We start from the raw sequence: 15,262 nt of genomic DNA on the forward strand, positions 1-15,262 counted from the left end.
ATGGGATATGCTGTTAGTTTAGAGGGCTTTGAAGGTCCTCTGGATTTATTAATCCATTTGATTCAAAAAAATAAAATTGATATTTATGATATTCCCATCGCGGCGATTACGAATCAGTATCTAGCACAAATTAAAACCTGGCAGGATATGGATATGGATGTAGCCAGTGACTTTATTGTTATGGCGGCTCGTCTTTTGGAGATTAAAGCCAGAGCACTGTTGCCTAAAAGAGAGGATCAAACAGAAGCTGAAGAGGATATTCAGGCCAAGCTGGTCCGTCAGTTGATCGAATACAAAATCTTCAAAGAGATCAGTGCCTATTTCCAGACCCGAGAAAAACAAGAACTGGGTGCTATTTACCGAGATCCGGAGTACATTCCTCAGAACGAAGAAGAAGCGCCTTTAGAGATTGATCCGGTTGCTTTGGAACAATGTTTTAAACGCCTGTTATTTCAGCAGGAAGAAGAACTTGAAGCCATAGCACCGCCACAAAAGATTATCAGGGAACTTTTTAGTATTGAAGAAAAAATTGCCGAAATAACTGATGCTCTCATTCGCGCCGGCGAAGCCGGGGTTAGTTTTTCTGAATTGCTGCATCCCGATATTTCAAGGGAAGAGGTTGTTGTGACTTTGCTTTCTCTATTGGAAATGGTTAAAACCAGTGGTTTACGTCTTGTTCAAAATCGGGTATTTATCGATTTTCATATTGAAAAGGAGGTGGAAAATCATGGATAGTGATATGCTTGCAGGTGTGATTGAAGGGGTCCTTTTTGGTGCCGGAGAAAAGATTTCGTTAAGCGAATTATGTCGGTCTTTGGATAAAGCTGCAGCCGAAGTCCGCTTTGCAATTGAAATTCTAAAACAGGATTATCAGTCGAAGGCAAGGGGAATAAGAATTGTTCAAGTCAAAGATACCTATCAACTTTCCACTAAACCCGAATATTATGGCTATATCAAAGAAATCACAAAGCATCAGGAAAAAACAGGTTTATCTCGAGCGGCATTGGAAACTTTGGCCATTATTGCCTACCGGCAACCGGTTACCCGGGTTGCCATTGATGACTTGCGTGGCGTGAGTTCAAGCAGTGCAATTCAACGGTTGCTGGATCGGGGACTTATCTGTGATGGTGGACGTCTTGAAGCTCCAGGACGGCCAATTCTTTATAAAACCACGAATGAGTTTTTACAATCCATGGGATTTACAAATCTTAAGGAAATGCCCGAGTATGAAGTGTTTTCGCAGGGAAAACAAGAATCATTTAATTTGGAAATGATAAAAAACGAGTCTGAAAAAGAAGCAATCGCACATGAAGAAATGCTGTCAGGATTATTAGAAAAATCCATTGCCGAAGATCAGCCAGTAGAGGTGGCACAATGAGAATTCAGAAATTTATGGCACAGTGTGGCGTTGCTTCCCGAAGAAAATCAGAGGAATTAATTCAGCAGGGATTGGTACAGGTCAACGGAAAAGTGATTAAAGAACCAGGATTTTCAGTTGATCCGGAGCAGGATGAAATTATTGTTAAAGAAAATAAATTAACGGTAGCTGCTAAAATATATGTTATGGTCAATAAACCAAAAGGGGTTTTATCAACATCCGAAGATACCCATGGGCGTCAGCGGGTATTGGATTTGGTGCCAATTAAAGAGCGGCTTTACACGGTGGGCAGATTGGATATGGACACGGAAGGTTTGCTGTTACTGACGAATGACGGTGATTTGACATTCTATTTAACCCATCCCAAGCATGAGTTTGCTAAAACTTATGTTGGTCTGGTCAGGGGATGTCCACAAAAAACGAGGCTGGAAGAATTTAGGCAGGGAATGGACATTGAAGATTATCATACCGCGCCGGCGTCAATAAAGATTCTAAAGCAGAATAAAGATACAACATTATTGGAAATGAAGATACATGAAGGTAAAAAACGCCAGATCAGAAAAATGTGTGCAGCAATGGGGCATCCGATTATTGAGCTTAAACGTGTTGCAATGGGGAAAATAACATTGGGTGATTTAAAACCCGGTGATTGGCGTTTTTTAAAAAAAGACGAAATTACTTATTTAAAAGGAGATATAAAAATATGATAAAAATAGGATTCCCAAGAGATTTCAGTCAATTAAAAGTGCTTTTTCCGGAAAAAGAAAAAGAGCGAGATTTGTATATTGCTGCTGAGGATACGGAAACATCTAAACTACTTGGAGCTATTCGCTTTTTCTACAAAGGAAATCAGGTGGACATTTTTGAAATGAAGATGCTTTATCAAGATGAACAATATATGGCGGTATTTGATGGTATGGTCAGAACACTGCTGGCTAAAATGGCTGAAGAAGGATGCACGACCGTTGTCATTCATGAGCTAAAAGGACAAACTGAAAAATATTTTATGGATCACGGATTTATGATAGAATCAGGGACCTATGTTCACAAGAGTTACCCCGGTGAATTTTTTAAACCCTGCCCCGGCTGCAGCGGAAAATAGATGCCTAAGGGTCACATCAAAAGAAACAGCACATAAAGCATTAAAATGAGGTAAAAAATGAAAGAAATTCCATATGTAAAAGAAAGTAAAGATATATTTTCAACGATCAAACAGCTTTATCCGAATTTGAGTAAAAGTCATAAGCTGATCGCCGATTTTATGTTTAGTCATTATGAACGGGTTTCTGAAATGTCAGCCAGTAAGGTGGCAAAAGGTGTTGAGGTGAGTGAAGCAACAGTGGTTCGCTTTTCTATAGCTCTTGGATTTGAAGGTTATCCGGAATTTCGAAGGGCATTAAAAAATGAATTAAACAGCAAACTTACAACCATTGAACGGATTAATATGACCCTTAGAAATGAAGAGAAGGATAAGGCCCTTCAGGAAACTGTTCATAATGTATTAAAAGCAGACATTGAAAATATTAATTCGACTTTTGAAGAATTTGATTATGAAAACTTTAAGTCATGCATTGATTTAATTTTGGAAGCACGAAAAGTCATTATAATCGGTTTTAGAACGACATCGCTGTTAACTGAACATCTGGGGTATTATCTCAACCTTATTTTAGATAATGTAAAGGTAGTAAACTACGGCGTTTCGGATATATACGAAGATTTAATCCGTCTGAATGAAAAAGATGTGGTCATTGCCATCAGTTTTCCAAGATACGCTCAGAAGACCTATGAAGCGGTCGAATTCCTTAAGGACAAGGGCATTAAAATCATTGCGATTTCAGATAATGAAAATGCACCGATTAATGAATTCACGGAGTATCGGCTGATTGCTAAAAGCAATGTTTATTCTTTTGTGGATTCTTTGGTTGCGCCGCTGTCTTTAATTAATGCATTGGTTATTTCGGTAGGGTTAAGAAATATTGGAAAAACAAAAGAGACATTCAATGCCCTTGAAGAAATATGGAGAGATCATTACATCTACACAGGAGATGAAGTGGAAAAAGAGTTCATGAAAGGACACGAAGACGACGATGAGTAAGATAGCAATAATTGGAGGCGGCCCGGGAGGGATGATGGCGGCAGTAGCTGCCGGAGACAAGGGACACCGTGTAGATTTATATGAAAGCAACGAAAAGCTAGGAAAAAAGCTCTATATCACAGGAAAAGGCCGGTGCAATCTGACCAATGCCATCGATATTGGTGATTATTTTGACAGCATTGTTCATAATCATCGCTTTTTATACAGCGCTCTTTATTCTTTCACCAATGAAGATTTTATGGCATTTATGGAAAAAAATGGCGTTCCTTTGAAAATTGAGCGTGGCGACCGAGTATTCCCGGTTTCGGATAAATCAAGTGATGTCATTTCTGGTTTCAAAACAGCTTTAAACAAAAATAAATGCAACATATGTTTAAATAAAAAAGTAACTAATCTTTTAATTGAAGACGGTGTCTTAAAGGGGCTTGTTTTGGATGATGGTAAAATAGGCTATTACGACGCGGTGATATTAGCCACAGGAGGAAAAAGCTATCCTTCCACGGGATCTGATGGCAATTTTTTTAAAGTTTTAAAAGCATGCGGACATCAGATCCGTTCACTGGCACCGGCCCTGGTTCCTGTCAATACGAAAGAAAACTGGCCTCGGGAGCTTCAAGGTCTATCACTGAAAAATGTGGTATTAACACTATCTAAAAAGACTCCCAAGGGACAAAAAAAAATAAAATCCATCCTCGGAGAAATGCTGTTTACTCATTTTGGAATTTCCGGTCCATTGGTGCTGTCGTTAAGCTCGTATATATCGGGAGACCCAAAAGACTATGTCCTGACCCTGGATTTAAAACCAGGGCTTAGCATCGAACAGATGGAAAATCGTATCCAGAGAGATTTTATAAAGTATCAAAATAAGGATTTTGGGAATGCTTTAGGCGATTTGCTTCCTTCTAAAATGATTCCGGTTATGGTTGACCTTTCGGGAATTGATACAAGTCTTAAGGTTAATCAGATTACCAAAGAGCAGCGGAAAAAACTGGTTCAGTGCTTTAAACAACTTAACATTTCGATTGCCGATCTTCGTGATTTCACAGAAGCGATTATTACTTCAGGCGGGGTTGATGTGAAAGAGGTGGATCCGGGAACGATGGAATCAAAAATGATTAAAAATCTCTATTTTGCCGGAGAAATGCTGGATGTAGATGCCTTAACCGGTGGATATAATATACAGATTGCTGTTTCCACAGGGTGGTTGGCCGGAAACTCGGTTGTCTAAAGAAGGGTTTGAATGAGGGAGAATAAAATGCAAATAGCTATTGATGGTCCGGCAGGAGCAGGAAAAAGCACGATCGCCAAAAAATTGGCGGCGGTCTACGGAATGACTTATCTCGATACCGGTGCGATGTATCGCTGCATTGCCCATTGTGTTTTAAATCAAGGCGATAATTTTGATGATACAGATGATATTATTCGGCTTGCAAAAGAGGCTGAGATCAGTTTCGAAGGCGATCGGGTTTTCTGTAACAATAAAGAAGTAACTAAAGAAATACGGACACCATTGGTTTCCCGACATACTTCAGATGTTGCCCGCATTAAGGAAGTGCGGGAATTGTTGGTGATTCAACAGAGAAAATTTGCCAAAGACCATTCAGTTGTCATGGATGGCCGGGATATTGGATCGGTTGTCTTACCGGAAGCAGATTTCAAATTTTTTTTGGATGCTGATGTTCTGGAACGTGCCAGACGACGAAAAAAAGAGTTGGAAGAAAGAGGCATCGTCAAGAATCTGGAAAATTTAAAAAATGAAATTCAGCAACGGGATGATAATGATCGGAACCGAACAGAGGGTCCATTGGTAAAAGTAAAAGATGCCATTGTGATTGATACTACCGGCAAAAGCATCAAAGAGGTGTGCGATATTATGAGAAGTTACATTGATGGAGTCAAAGCATGATTTATAAAATTAGCCGGGGTTTTGCGTATTTCCTTAGTGTGATTTTGTATCGAATCAACATTATCGGCAAAGAGAACATTCCTAAAACCGGAGGCGCATTGATTTGTCCCAATCATATCAGTAATATTGATCCAGTTGTGATTGCATTTGCTACATCAAGGGCGGTTCATTATATGGCTAAGGTGGAACTTTTCAAGAATCGCATTCTAAATTGGTTCTTTCGTAAGGTGAATGCTTTTCCTGTGAATCGAGAAAAAGTGGGAATTGACACCATTAAAACTTCTCTAAAAATATTAAAAGACCAGGAGATTCTAGGAATATTTCCGGAAGGAACACGGGTGAAAGAGGGTGCGCGGATAAAGCCTGCGGCGGGATTTGTGGTATTTGCCATTAAGACCAAAACCCCCATCATTCCAGTAAGAATCCGAGGAGAATATGGCTTTCGCAAAAAGGTTGATGTTATTATCGGAGAACCTATTTATCTTGAAGAATATTATGGAAAAAAATTATCGGAAGAAGAAAATGAGAAATTGGCAGAAGAAGTTATGGATAAGATCTATAGTTTAGAATAATTCAGAGGACGATATGGAAATTATTGTTGCAGAAAAAGCAGGTTATTGTTTTGGAATCGAGAATGCCATGAAAATGGTAAAAGATACAATGCATTCTGGTCAGGACAAGATTTACTCGTTAGGACCAATCAGCCATAATCCCCAGGAAACACAGAGACTGACGGATCAGGGGATTATGATCATAAATGACGAAGATGTTGAAAAAATTAATTCTGGATGTGTTATTTTACGTTCTCATGGGGTAGGAAAGAAAATAATAAAAGTTCTTGAAGAAAAAGGAATCCCGATCATCAATGCCACCTGCCCTTATGTCAGAGCGGTACAAAAAAAAGTTGAAACCTATTATGAAGCGGGCTATAAAATTGTGATTGTTGGAAATAGAGATCATCCCGAGGTGATCGGTGCAAATGGTTGGTGCAATGATGAAGCATTAATAATTAATGATATAAAACATTTGGAAAATATTGAAGTTTATGATAGAATATGTATCGTGGCTCAGACCACCATTATTGAGTCCAGATTTAATAAAATCTGTGATGAAATTAGGTCAAGAGTCAATGAAGTCGTTATATTTAATACTATTTGCAGTGCCACAGCTGAAAGACAAGCGGCAGCGGCAAAAACTGCAAAAGAAGTAGAATATATGGTCGTAGTTGGAGGATATCACAGTTCTAATACGCAGAAACTTGTTGATATTTGTAAATCCTGTTGCGAAAATACTTGTCACATAGAAACCATCCGGGACTTAGATTTCGCTGAAGTAATGAAGTACCAAAAAATCGGTATTACGGCAGGAGCATCGACACCGGATTGGATCGTTAAGGAGGTACTGGAAGGTATGGAAGAGCAAAACAAAATTGCTGAGGAAAACGTGGTCGAAGTAGTGACGACCGAAGAACAGCCAACTGTTGCTGTTGAGGAAGTGGTTGAAGAAAAGGCCGCAGAAACCATTGAAAAGGACGAATATGATGATGCGAATTTTGATTTCGCAGCTGAAATTGAAGAATCATTAAAAACAATTCGTCGAGGCGCTGAAATCGAAGGTGAAGTTATTCATGTCGACGATGATGAGGTGATCTTAAATATTGGTTACAAAGCAGATGGTATTATCAAAAAGAATGATTTCACATGGAAAAGCGATGAGGTATTATCTGATCTTGCACAAATGGGAGATAAGATTTGGTGTATCGTTACTGATTTAAATGAAGGTTCAGGAAATGTGAAACTTTCAAAAATCAAATATGATAATCGCCTGGTGCAAAAACAGTTAAGTGATGCCTTTGATAATAAAACAATTTTAGAAGGAACGGTAAAAGATATTTCTGGAAATGGATTAATTATCGATATTGGATTTACTGATATTTATATGCCGGCTTCTCAATATCATGTTCGTTATGTTAAGGATTTGAATACTCTTATTGGCGAAAAAGTAAAAGGTATTATCATTGACTATAACCCAAAACGTCGTCGTGCGATTCTTTCACAAAAAATTATTCTTGAAAAAGATATGAAAGAACGAAGAGAACAACTTAAAGAAACGAAGGAAAAACGTTTTGCCGAATTAAACGTTGATGATATCGTAAAAGGTGTGGTTAAAACCATCACTAATTTTGGAATTTTTGTTGATCTTGAAGGTATCGACGGTTTTGTCCATCGTTCTGACTTGACTTGGGAAAAAATAAATGAACCTAAAGATATTATTGAAAAAGGTCAGGAAATTGAAGCCAAAGTCATTGCTAAAAATGAAGAAGACAAAAAAATAAAATTGAGTGTAAAAGCTTTATTGGATCGTCCTTGGGATGATTTTATTGCTAAATATCATGTCGATGATGAAGTCGAAGTTACGATTACCAATATTTTAGATTTCGGTGCATTTGCTGAAGTTATTCCTGGTGTGGAAGGATTAATTCATGTTTCCGAAATCAGCTATAACCGAGTAGAATCCGTTGCTTCAGTCTTAGCAACTGGAGATGTTTTAACCGTTAAAATCATCGGAATTAATGCTGAAAAAGAAAAAATCAGCTTAAGTAAAAAAGCAATGGAAGAAGCACCAGCTCGTCCAGCAGCTTCACAAAGAAGCAGTAGCACTAGTACAAGCAGTACTAGCAACAACACCGGCAGCAGAGAAAGAAGCAGCAGTTACGGCGGCAGCGGTGGCGGAAATCGCCGACCACAAAGCCATAACAGCAATAACAATCGAAATAAAACTGTTTATGAAGAAACTGCAAATGTTACCCTTGGGGATGCTTTTGGCGATATGTTCAGCGGCCTTTTCGATGATGACGAAAAAACAGAAGAATAAAAAATTGTAATTTGAAAAGGTTCGTCTTTGGTGTTTGTCCAAAGACGGACCTTTTTTTAGGTTCTTAAGAAAAAAAAATTCAAAAAGTTATTGAAAAATATTTTTAAAGTGCTATAATAGTCATTAAATCCAGGTGGAATACTCGGAAATAATCGAGGGGGGTTCATCACTTGAGACTTTCAACAAAAGGAAGATATGGTGTGCTTGCTATGGTTGAGTTGGCGCTTCAATATGGAAAGGGGCCGCTTTCAATTAAGGAAATTGCTGAAAGACAAAATTTTTCAGATTCCTATATGGAACAACTTTTTTCGGCATTGAAAATGGCTGGACTTGTTAAAAGTTTAAGAGGTGCTCATGGCGGGTATGTACTGGCCAGAGATCCTAATGATATTACCGTTGGTGAAATCATTAGAGCACTTGAAGGCCCAATTGAATTGGCGGATTGTGTTAACGGAGAGGAAGGCTTTACTTGTATAAAATCACCGGAATGCGTGACAAAAAGCCTTTGGAAAGACATTAATGACAGCATCAGCAATATAATTGACAATCGATCATTACAGGATTTATTGACTAAATAAATCATATGAAAGAGGTATAGAATGAAACGAATATATTTGGATCATGCAGCAACAACACCGGTTGATCCGGAAGTTGTAGAAGTAATGATCCCCTATTTAACAGAAACTTTTGGAAATCCTTCATCGATATACGCTGAAGGACGAGCAGCAAAAAAAAGCATTGAAAAAGCACGCCAGCAAATTGCGACGGCCATTAATGCCGATTCACGGGAAATTTATTTCACTGCCAGTGGGTCGGAAGCCGATAATTGGGCTATAAAAGGCATAGCGATGAAGAATAAGGCAAAAGGGAAGCACATTATCACCTCACAGATTGAGCATCATGCAGTTCTTCATAGCTGCGAATATCTGGAAAAACAGGGATTTGAAGTAACCTACCTGCCAGTTGACGAAGTTGGCCTGATTTCCCTGGAAGATTTAAAGAATGCTATTCGTGATGATACGATTTTAGTATCTATCATGTTTGCGAACAACGAAATTGGAACCATTGAACCGATTAAAGAAATTGGAAAAATTGTTAAAGAAAAGGGAATTGTTTTTCATACCGATGCGGTTCAGGCCTTGGGAAATATTCCGGTTGATGTAAAGGATTTAAATGTTGATTTGCTCTCTCTCTCGGCTCATAAAATATATGGACCAAAAGGAATTGGCGTCCTTTATATTAAAAAAGGACTGCCCATTGATAATTTAATCCATGGTGGTGCGCAAGAGCGAAAAAAACGAGCAGGAACAGAAAATACTGCTGAAATTATGGCTTTTGGAAAAGCAGCAGAGATCGCAAGTGAACATCTAGAAGAAAACATGACACATATGAAAACCCTGAGAGATCAGCTGATCGAAGGCGTGTTAGGAAAAATTCCACTGGCTCGTCTAAATGGACATCCGGAAAAACGACTTCCCGGGAATGCGAATTTCTGTTTTGCTTATATTGAAGGTGAATCTATTTTATTGAGTCTTGATGTTATTGGAATTGCCGGATCCAGTGGCTCAGCTTGTACATCAGGTTCATTAGATCCATCACATGTGCTTTTGGCGATTGGATTACCAGCAGGCGTTGCCCATGGATCGCTAAGACTCACCATTGGGAAAAGTACTACCCCGGAAGATATCGATTATGTAGTGAACAATCTTGTTGAGATTATTCAACGATTAAGGGATATGTCCCCCATTGATGCGGATCATCCCATTGATGCCGCTGTTTTTGATAAAGCAGATCATCACCATCATTAATTTCTAAAGGAGAATAAAAAATGGAATATACAGATGTAGTAATGGAAAACTTTACGTGCCCTAAACATGTGGGTGAAATTGAAGATGCAAACGGCGTAGGTCAGGTTGGCAGCCCCGCCTGTGGGGACATTATGAAGATCTTTCTAAAGATCAATGATAATGGTATCATTGAAAATGCTTCATTTAAAACATTTGGCTGCGGCGCAGCAGTTGCCAGCAGTAGTATGGCAACCGATATGATTATTGGAAAAAGTATCGAGGAAGCTGGAAAGTTGAAAAACTCAGATGTTGTCGATGCATTAGGGGGACTGCCGGATGTGAAAATTCACTGTTCAGTATTGGCAGCTGAAGCGATACAGGCCGCCATCCAGGATTATAAAAATAAAAAAGCATAAGCTCGGGTAAATAAGACGTTGTTTCTATATAATGGAAACTGCGTCTTTGTTTTTTTTGAAAAAAGCGCATTGCCATTAAAAAAATAATAGTGTAAGATAAGAGGCATGACAGAAAAATGAAAGGAGCAAGGAATGAAGGCAAACATCTTACTGAATGTTGAAGTAATCTCAAAAAATGGACGCCGCCATGGTTTGGTAAAAAGCCTGGTGGTAGTGAACCATGTTGTAAAATACTTGGTGATTAATCCTGGCGGAATTTTAACAAAAGCGCAATTTTTCAAGCCGGAAAGTATCGTGGATGTTAATTATAAAAGACTCATCGTAGGAAGCGATAAAGACATCATTAAAGTTAAAGGAAAAAAGGTGAAAAACTATTTCGACGAGGCATTCCCTCTTATGGATTATCCAGTGGTCGATAAAAATGGCACAGCTTTCGGGCGAATAGCAAATGCTACGATTGAAAAAGATTCATATAAAATCACAGAATATGAAGTCTCCCGAAGCTTTTTTGATGATTTAGATCATGGCTTTGGAATAATCAATGCGTCTGAACTCGTGTATAAAGATCAAGTGCTCTGCTATGAAAAGGAAATGTTTGATCTGGGATTTAAAAACCAGGGAACAGGAATTGCTAATAAACTGTTGGGGGTAAAATAGATGCAGGATTCATCAGGTAGAAAGCGGTTATTGATTCTTAACTTAATCGTGTTGTTCATAATCGGTGCTATTATTTATTTTATTTGGCCTACCCTGGCCGGAATGTTTATGCCATTTCTGATTGCTATTATTCTCGCCTATTTATTAAATCCTTTAGTTAGATTCTTTGAACGTAAAGGGCTAAATCGAATTGTATCGGTTATTGTTGTTTTCTTGCTGGTATTGGCCATTGTGGTTGGAACATTTATGAGTTTTGTACCAACTCTTATTACCAGTATCACGGGAATGATTAGTAATATTCCAGATTTCATCAATCAGATGCAGCAATATAACACAGATATTTCAAATTATATCACGAAAATAAGCAACTCTAACATATCGAAATATGTTAACATCGAAGAAGCATTGGGAAATGTGGTCAAAGGATTTGGAACCGCACTTCAGGAGATCAGTAATGCCCTTATTCAAAACAGCGGTCAGTTAATGAATATTATTATTGTGCCGCTGGTTACCATTTTTTTGCTGGTGGATAAAGAATTCTTTATTAAGGGTGTTATGTATTTAGTTCCCCTGCAATTCAGAAACAGCGTACTGAAAATGTGCTGTGATATTGATCTTGTTATTGGTGGCTTTATTAAAGGCCAGGGGCTTATCTCTCTCTTAGTTGGTATTGTAACAGGAATTTGTGCGTTTGCATTAAACATTCCCTATGCCAGTATTATTGGTGTGGTCGCCGGCGTCACAACCATGGTTCCATATTTTGGACCGGTTGTGGGAACCATTGTTATTATGCTGATAGTGCTATTTACTGCGCCAGCGATGATCATTCCCATGCTTATTGCCATTGGGGCTGTTCAAGTGGTGTGCGGTAATTTACTGGCGCCGGCGATTATGTCAGGAAATGTCGGCTTGCATCCCGTATTTATTATGTTTTCAATCTTTTTCTTTGGTGCTATGTTTGGAGGACTAGGAATGATTATGGCTGTTCCGATAGCGGGAACAATTAAGGTCGTTGGAGGATATGTTGTTTCAGTATTTGCATCCAGAGATGAAGCGGAATTAAAAAAGGATTGACATTTTTATATGAAATTAATATAATTAAATTTACAGGTTAATACTAAAATGCATGGAAAACGAATGCTCTAAAAAGATTATTTCAGAGAGAAGGACATTGCTGCAAGTCTTTTATAATCGATTTAAGGGTGCCGCGTTAGAGCAGCTGTTAAGAAATTTGAGATCATATTTCATTGAGTATTTTCAGTCGGGAAACCGTTATTTAATAAAGTGAGTTATGAGATTATCGTAGCTAATTTGGGTGGTACCGCGGATTATAACCGTCCCTTGCATGATTGCAGGGGATTTTTTGTTTGTCGATAAAATCGTCAGAGTAGCTGGTGAGATATTAGAAAAGGAGAAAAAATGAAACCACTGGGATTAAATGAAATTAGAGAAAAATATTTGAAATATTTTGAGGGAAAAGACCATTTGCGTTTAAAGAGCTTCCCGTTAGTACCAATTAATGATAACAGTTTGCTGTTGATCAACTCGGGAATGGCTCCCATGAAACCTTATTTCACCGGGGATGAAATTCCACCCAGAAAAAGAGTGACAACTTGTCAGAAGTGTATTCGGACACCGGATATTGAGAACGTTGGAAAAACAGCGCGACATGGCACATTCTTTGAAATGCTGGGGAATTTTTCATTTGGCGATTATTTTAAGAAAGAAGCGATTCCCTGGGCTTGGGAATTCTGTACCGAAGTGATGGAAATCCCGGAAGATAAGATTTGGGTATCAATTTTCTTGGATGATGACGAAACTTATAATATTTGGACCCAGGTTGTGGGTGTTTCCAAAGATAAAATTGTAAGACTAGGTAAAGAAGATAATTTCTGGGAACATGGTTTAGGCCCCTGTGGCCCCTGTTCAGAACTCTACTTTGATCGGGGCGAAGAATATGGCTGTGACAGTCCCACTTGCAGTGTCGGTTGTGACTGCGATCGTTATGTTGAGTTCTGGAATTTGGTGTTTACTCAATTTGACAAAGATGAAGCGGGAAATTATAATTCTCTGGCTAAACCCAATATTGATACCGGAATGGGCTTGGAACGATTAGCTGTTATTATGCAGGGCGTCGAAAATATTTTTGAAGTTGATACAGTAGGTCATATTCTAAACTATATTTGTAAAATCGCCGGGGTAAAATACGGAGAAAATCCGGATGATGATGTATCCATCCGGGTCATCACCGACCACGTCAGAAGTGTAACCTTTATGATTGCCGATGGGGTGATGCCCGGAAATGAAGGACGCGGTTATGTGCTCAGACGATTACTGCGTCGGGCGATTCGTCATGGCAAGCTGTTAGGAATTAAAGATTTGTTTTTATTCGATGTCGCTAAAGAAGCGATACGAGTTTCTGAAGGGGCTTATCCTGAACTTAAAGAAAAACAGGATTTTATTAAAAAATTGATAAAAATTGAAGAAGAACGATTCAAGGAAACGATTGATCAGGGATTGTCTCTTTTAAATAAAGAAATTGACAAAGTCATTGAAACGGAAGAAAGTGTTTTCCCAGGTTTCGGGGCATTTAAACTCTATGACACCTATGGTTTTCCTTATGAGTTAACAAAGGAAATTGTTGAAGAACGAGGGCTTACAATTATCGCAGAAGATTTTGAAAAAGAAATGCAGGCTCAACGGGAACGGGCCCGTCAAGATCGAAAGAACAGTGATTTAGCCGTTTGGGCGGATGATCCATTTAACGAGTTGGGATCCGAAGCCGTCGATACTTTTGTTGGATACAATAATTTGGTAACAGAAGGAACCATTCTCGGTTTATATGTAAATGGTGCATTGGTAGAAGCAGCTAATGAAGGCGATAAAGTTTTAATTCTTTTGGATCAAACTTCTTTCTATAGTGAAAGCGGGGGACAAACTGGGGATCAGGGAACCATCCAAAATGGAGCTGGAATCATTGACGTGATTGATTGTAAAAAGGGAAGTCTAAGCCGACATATTCACTCTGGAATTGTAAAATCAGGAAGCTTCAAAGTTGGGGAAACAGTTATCATGGAAGTTGATAAAAAATTAAGAGATGCTGTTCAGAGAAACCATACATCGACTCATTTACTGCAAAAGGCCTTAAGAATGGTTTTGGGAGATCACGTCGAGCAGGCCGGTTCCTTTGTATCTCCAGATCGGTTGCGATTTGACTTCAATCATTTTCAGGCGATGACGAGGGAAGAAAAACGACAGGTTGAAGAAATTGTCAATACGGCTATTTTAGAAGCCTACGATGTTACAATTTTCGAAACGAATATTGATAAAGCCAAAGATTTCGGGGCAACAGCACTTTTTGGTGAAAAATACGGAGAAATTGTTCGGGTCGTTAAGGTTGGAGACTTCAGCACGGAACTCTGCGGAGGATGTCATATTACCAATTCTGCAAAAATTGGATCATTTAAGCTTCTCAGTGAGAGCGGAGTTGCTGCCGGCGTGCGTCGTATTGAAGGAGCAACCGGTTTTAATGCCCTGGAAGTGGTCGAGAAAATGGACGATACACTAACGGATGTTGCAAATCTCATGAAAACAAATCCCGATCAGCTGCTGGAAAAGGTGAGTGAGTTAGCTGAACTCAACAAACAAAAAGAACGAACCATTAATGATTTAAAACAAAAATTTGCCGGAAATATGATTATGGATATTCATCAGAAAATGATCGTCATCAACGGTGTTCAGGTAACCATTGCAGAAGTTGAACAAATGCCAATGGAAGAACTTCGAACCATCGGTGATTTGCTCAAAGATCGCATGGGTTCAGGTGTTGTACTCCTTGGGAGTGTGCTGGATGGAAAAGTTAACTTTATTGCAACTGCGACAAACGATATTGTTAAACGGGGCTTCCATGCTGGCAAAGTCATCAAAGAGGTGGCGACAGTTGCCGGCGGTGGCGGCGGCGGGAGGCCTGATATGGCGCAAGCTGGGGGAAAACTTCCAGAAAAGCTGACAGAATCTCTTTCAAAGGGAGAGACGTGTATTCGGGGGCAGTTGAATTAATTTGTTAAGAATATCAAAAAATATGTCATTTAACTTGTAATTTATTTAGCTTTGGGTTAAAATGATAGCAAGTTGATTGTGAAGGAGGTC

The 15,262-nt window shown here is 38.9% G+C and carries 15 protein-coding genes and 1 other annotated feature; all 15 genes read left to right on the forward strand.

Going from position 1 to position 15,262, the window contains the following annotated elements; all coding sequences use genetic code 11:
* The 15 genes from FZC41_RS01305 (at position 1) to alaS (ending at position 15,172) form a co-directional block, all read left to right on the forward strand.
* The gene (locus FZC41_RS01305; RefSeq protein WP_148565572.1) at positions 1–735 is read left to right on the forward strand and encodes a segregation and condensation protein A; all 735 of its coding nucleotides are present in this window, start codon (positions 1–3) and stop codon (positions 733–735) included.
* Positions 728–1,378, forward strand: a complete 651-nt coding sequence (scpB, locus tag FZC41_RS01310) for an SMC-Scp complex subunit ScpB (protein ID WP_148565573.1) — start codon at positions 728–730, stop codon at positions 1,376–1,378. The genes FZC41_RS01305 and scpB overlap by 8 nt, the downstream gene beginning before the upstream one ends.
* A complete protein-coding gene (locus FZC41_RS01315) occupies positions 1,375–2,085 on the forward strand; it encodes a pseudouridine synthase (RefSeq protein ID WP_148565574.1) in 711 nt (236 codons plus the stop codon). Before scpB ends, FZC41_RS01315 begins: the two co-directional genes overlap by 4 nt.
* Positions 2,082–2,480: a hypothetical protein gene (locus FZC41_RS01320; protein ID WP_148565575.1), complete on the forward strand. Its 399-nt coding sequence runs from the start codon at positions 2,082–2,084 to the stop codon at positions 2,478–2,480. Before FZC41_RS01315 ends, FZC41_RS01320 begins: the two co-directional genes overlap by 4 nt.
* Positions 2,481–2,537: 57 nt before the next feature.
* Positions 2,538–3,473 carry a MurR/RpiR family transcriptional regulator gene (locus FZC41_RS01325; protein WP_148565576.1) on the forward strand — a complete coding sequence of 312 codons (936 nt, stop codon included), beginning with the start codon at positions 2,538–2,540 and terminating at the stop codon, positions 3,471–3,473.
* Positions 3,466–4,701 (forward strand): BaiN/RdsA family NAD(P)/FAD-dependent oxidoreductase, encoded by a 1,236-nt coding sequence (locus FZC41_RS01330; RefSeq protein ID WP_148565577.1) that lies wholly within the window; start codon positions 3,466–3,468, stop codon positions 4,699–4,701. The genes FZC41_RS01325 and FZC41_RS01330 overlap by 8 nt, the downstream gene beginning before the upstream one ends.
* A 12-nt stretch (positions 4,702–4,713) precedes the next feature.
* On the forward strand, positions 4,714–5,379 hold the full coding sequence (gene cmk / locus FZC41_RS01335) for a (d)CMP kinase (RefSeq protein ID WP_243136621.1): 666 nt from the start codon (positions 4,714–4,716) through the stop codon (positions 5,377–5,379).
* Complete coding sequence (locus tag FZC41_RS01340; protein WP_148565578.1) at positions 5,376–5,951, forward strand: lysophospholipid acyltransferase family protein; 576 nt, start codon at positions 5,376–5,378, stop codon at positions 5,949–5,951. Before cmk ends, FZC41_RS01340 begins: the two co-directional genes overlap by 4 nt.
* Positions 5,952–5,964: 13 nt before the next feature.
* Entirely contained in the window at positions 5,965–8,253 is a 2,289-nt protein-coding gene (locus tag FZC41_RS01345) for a bifunctional 4-hydroxy-3-methylbut-2-enyl diphosphate reductase/30S ribosomal protein S1 (RefSeq protein ID WP_148565579.1), read from the forward strand.
* 170 nt (positions 8,254–8,423) lie between these two features.
* Entirely contained in the window at positions 8,424–8,831 is a 408-nt protein-coding gene (locus tag FZC41_RS01350) for an RrF2 family transcriptional regulator (RefSeq protein ID WP_148565580.1), read from the forward strand.
* Positions 8,832–8,852: 21 nt separating this feature from the next.
* The gene (nifS, locus tag FZC41_RS01355) at positions 8,853–10,061 is read left to right on the forward strand and encodes a cysteine desulfurase NifS (RefSeq protein ID WP_148565581.1); all 1,209 of its coding nucleotides are present in this window, start codon (positions 8,853–8,855) and stop codon (positions 10,059–10,061) included.
* A gap of 20 nt (positions 10,062–10,081) precedes the next feature.
* Positions 10,082–10,456 carry an iron-sulfur cluster assembly scaffold protein gene (locus FZC41_RS01360; RefSeq protein ID WP_148565582.1) on the forward strand — a complete coding sequence of 125 codons (375 nt, stop codon included), beginning with the start codon at positions 10,082–10,084 and terminating at the stop codon, positions 10,454–10,456.
* Positions 10,457–10,588: 132 nt separating this feature from the next.
* Positions 10,589–11,113 carry a PRC-barrel domain-containing protein gene (locus tag FZC41_RS01365; RefSeq protein ID WP_148565583.1) on the forward strand — a complete coding sequence of 175 codons (525 nt, stop codon included), beginning with the start codon at positions 10,589–10,591 and terminating at the stop codon, positions 11,111–11,113.
* A complete protein-coding gene (locus FZC41_RS01370; RefSeq protein ID WP_243136622.1) occupies positions 11,114–12,187 on the forward strand; it encodes an AI-2E family transporter in 1,074 nt (357 codons plus the stop codon).
* A gap of 44 nt (positions 12,188–12,231) precedes the next feature.
* Positions 12,232–12,458 (forward strand) — a binding site (T-box leader).
* A 74-nt stretch (positions 12,459–12,532) separates the two neighbouring features.
* On the forward strand, positions 12,533–15,172 hold the full coding sequence (alaS, locus tag FZC41_RS01375; RefSeq protein WP_148565584.1) for an alanine--tRNA ligase: 2,640 nt from the start codon (positions 12,533–12,535) through the stop codon (positions 15,170–15,172).
* Positions 15,173–15,262: the final 90 nt, after the last annotated feature.

Origin of the sequence: Acetobacterium paludosum (assembly GCF_008086595.1) — a bacterium.
GTDB lineage: Bacteria > Bacillota > Clostridia > Eubacteriales > Eubacteriaceae > Acetobacterium > Acetobacterium paludosum.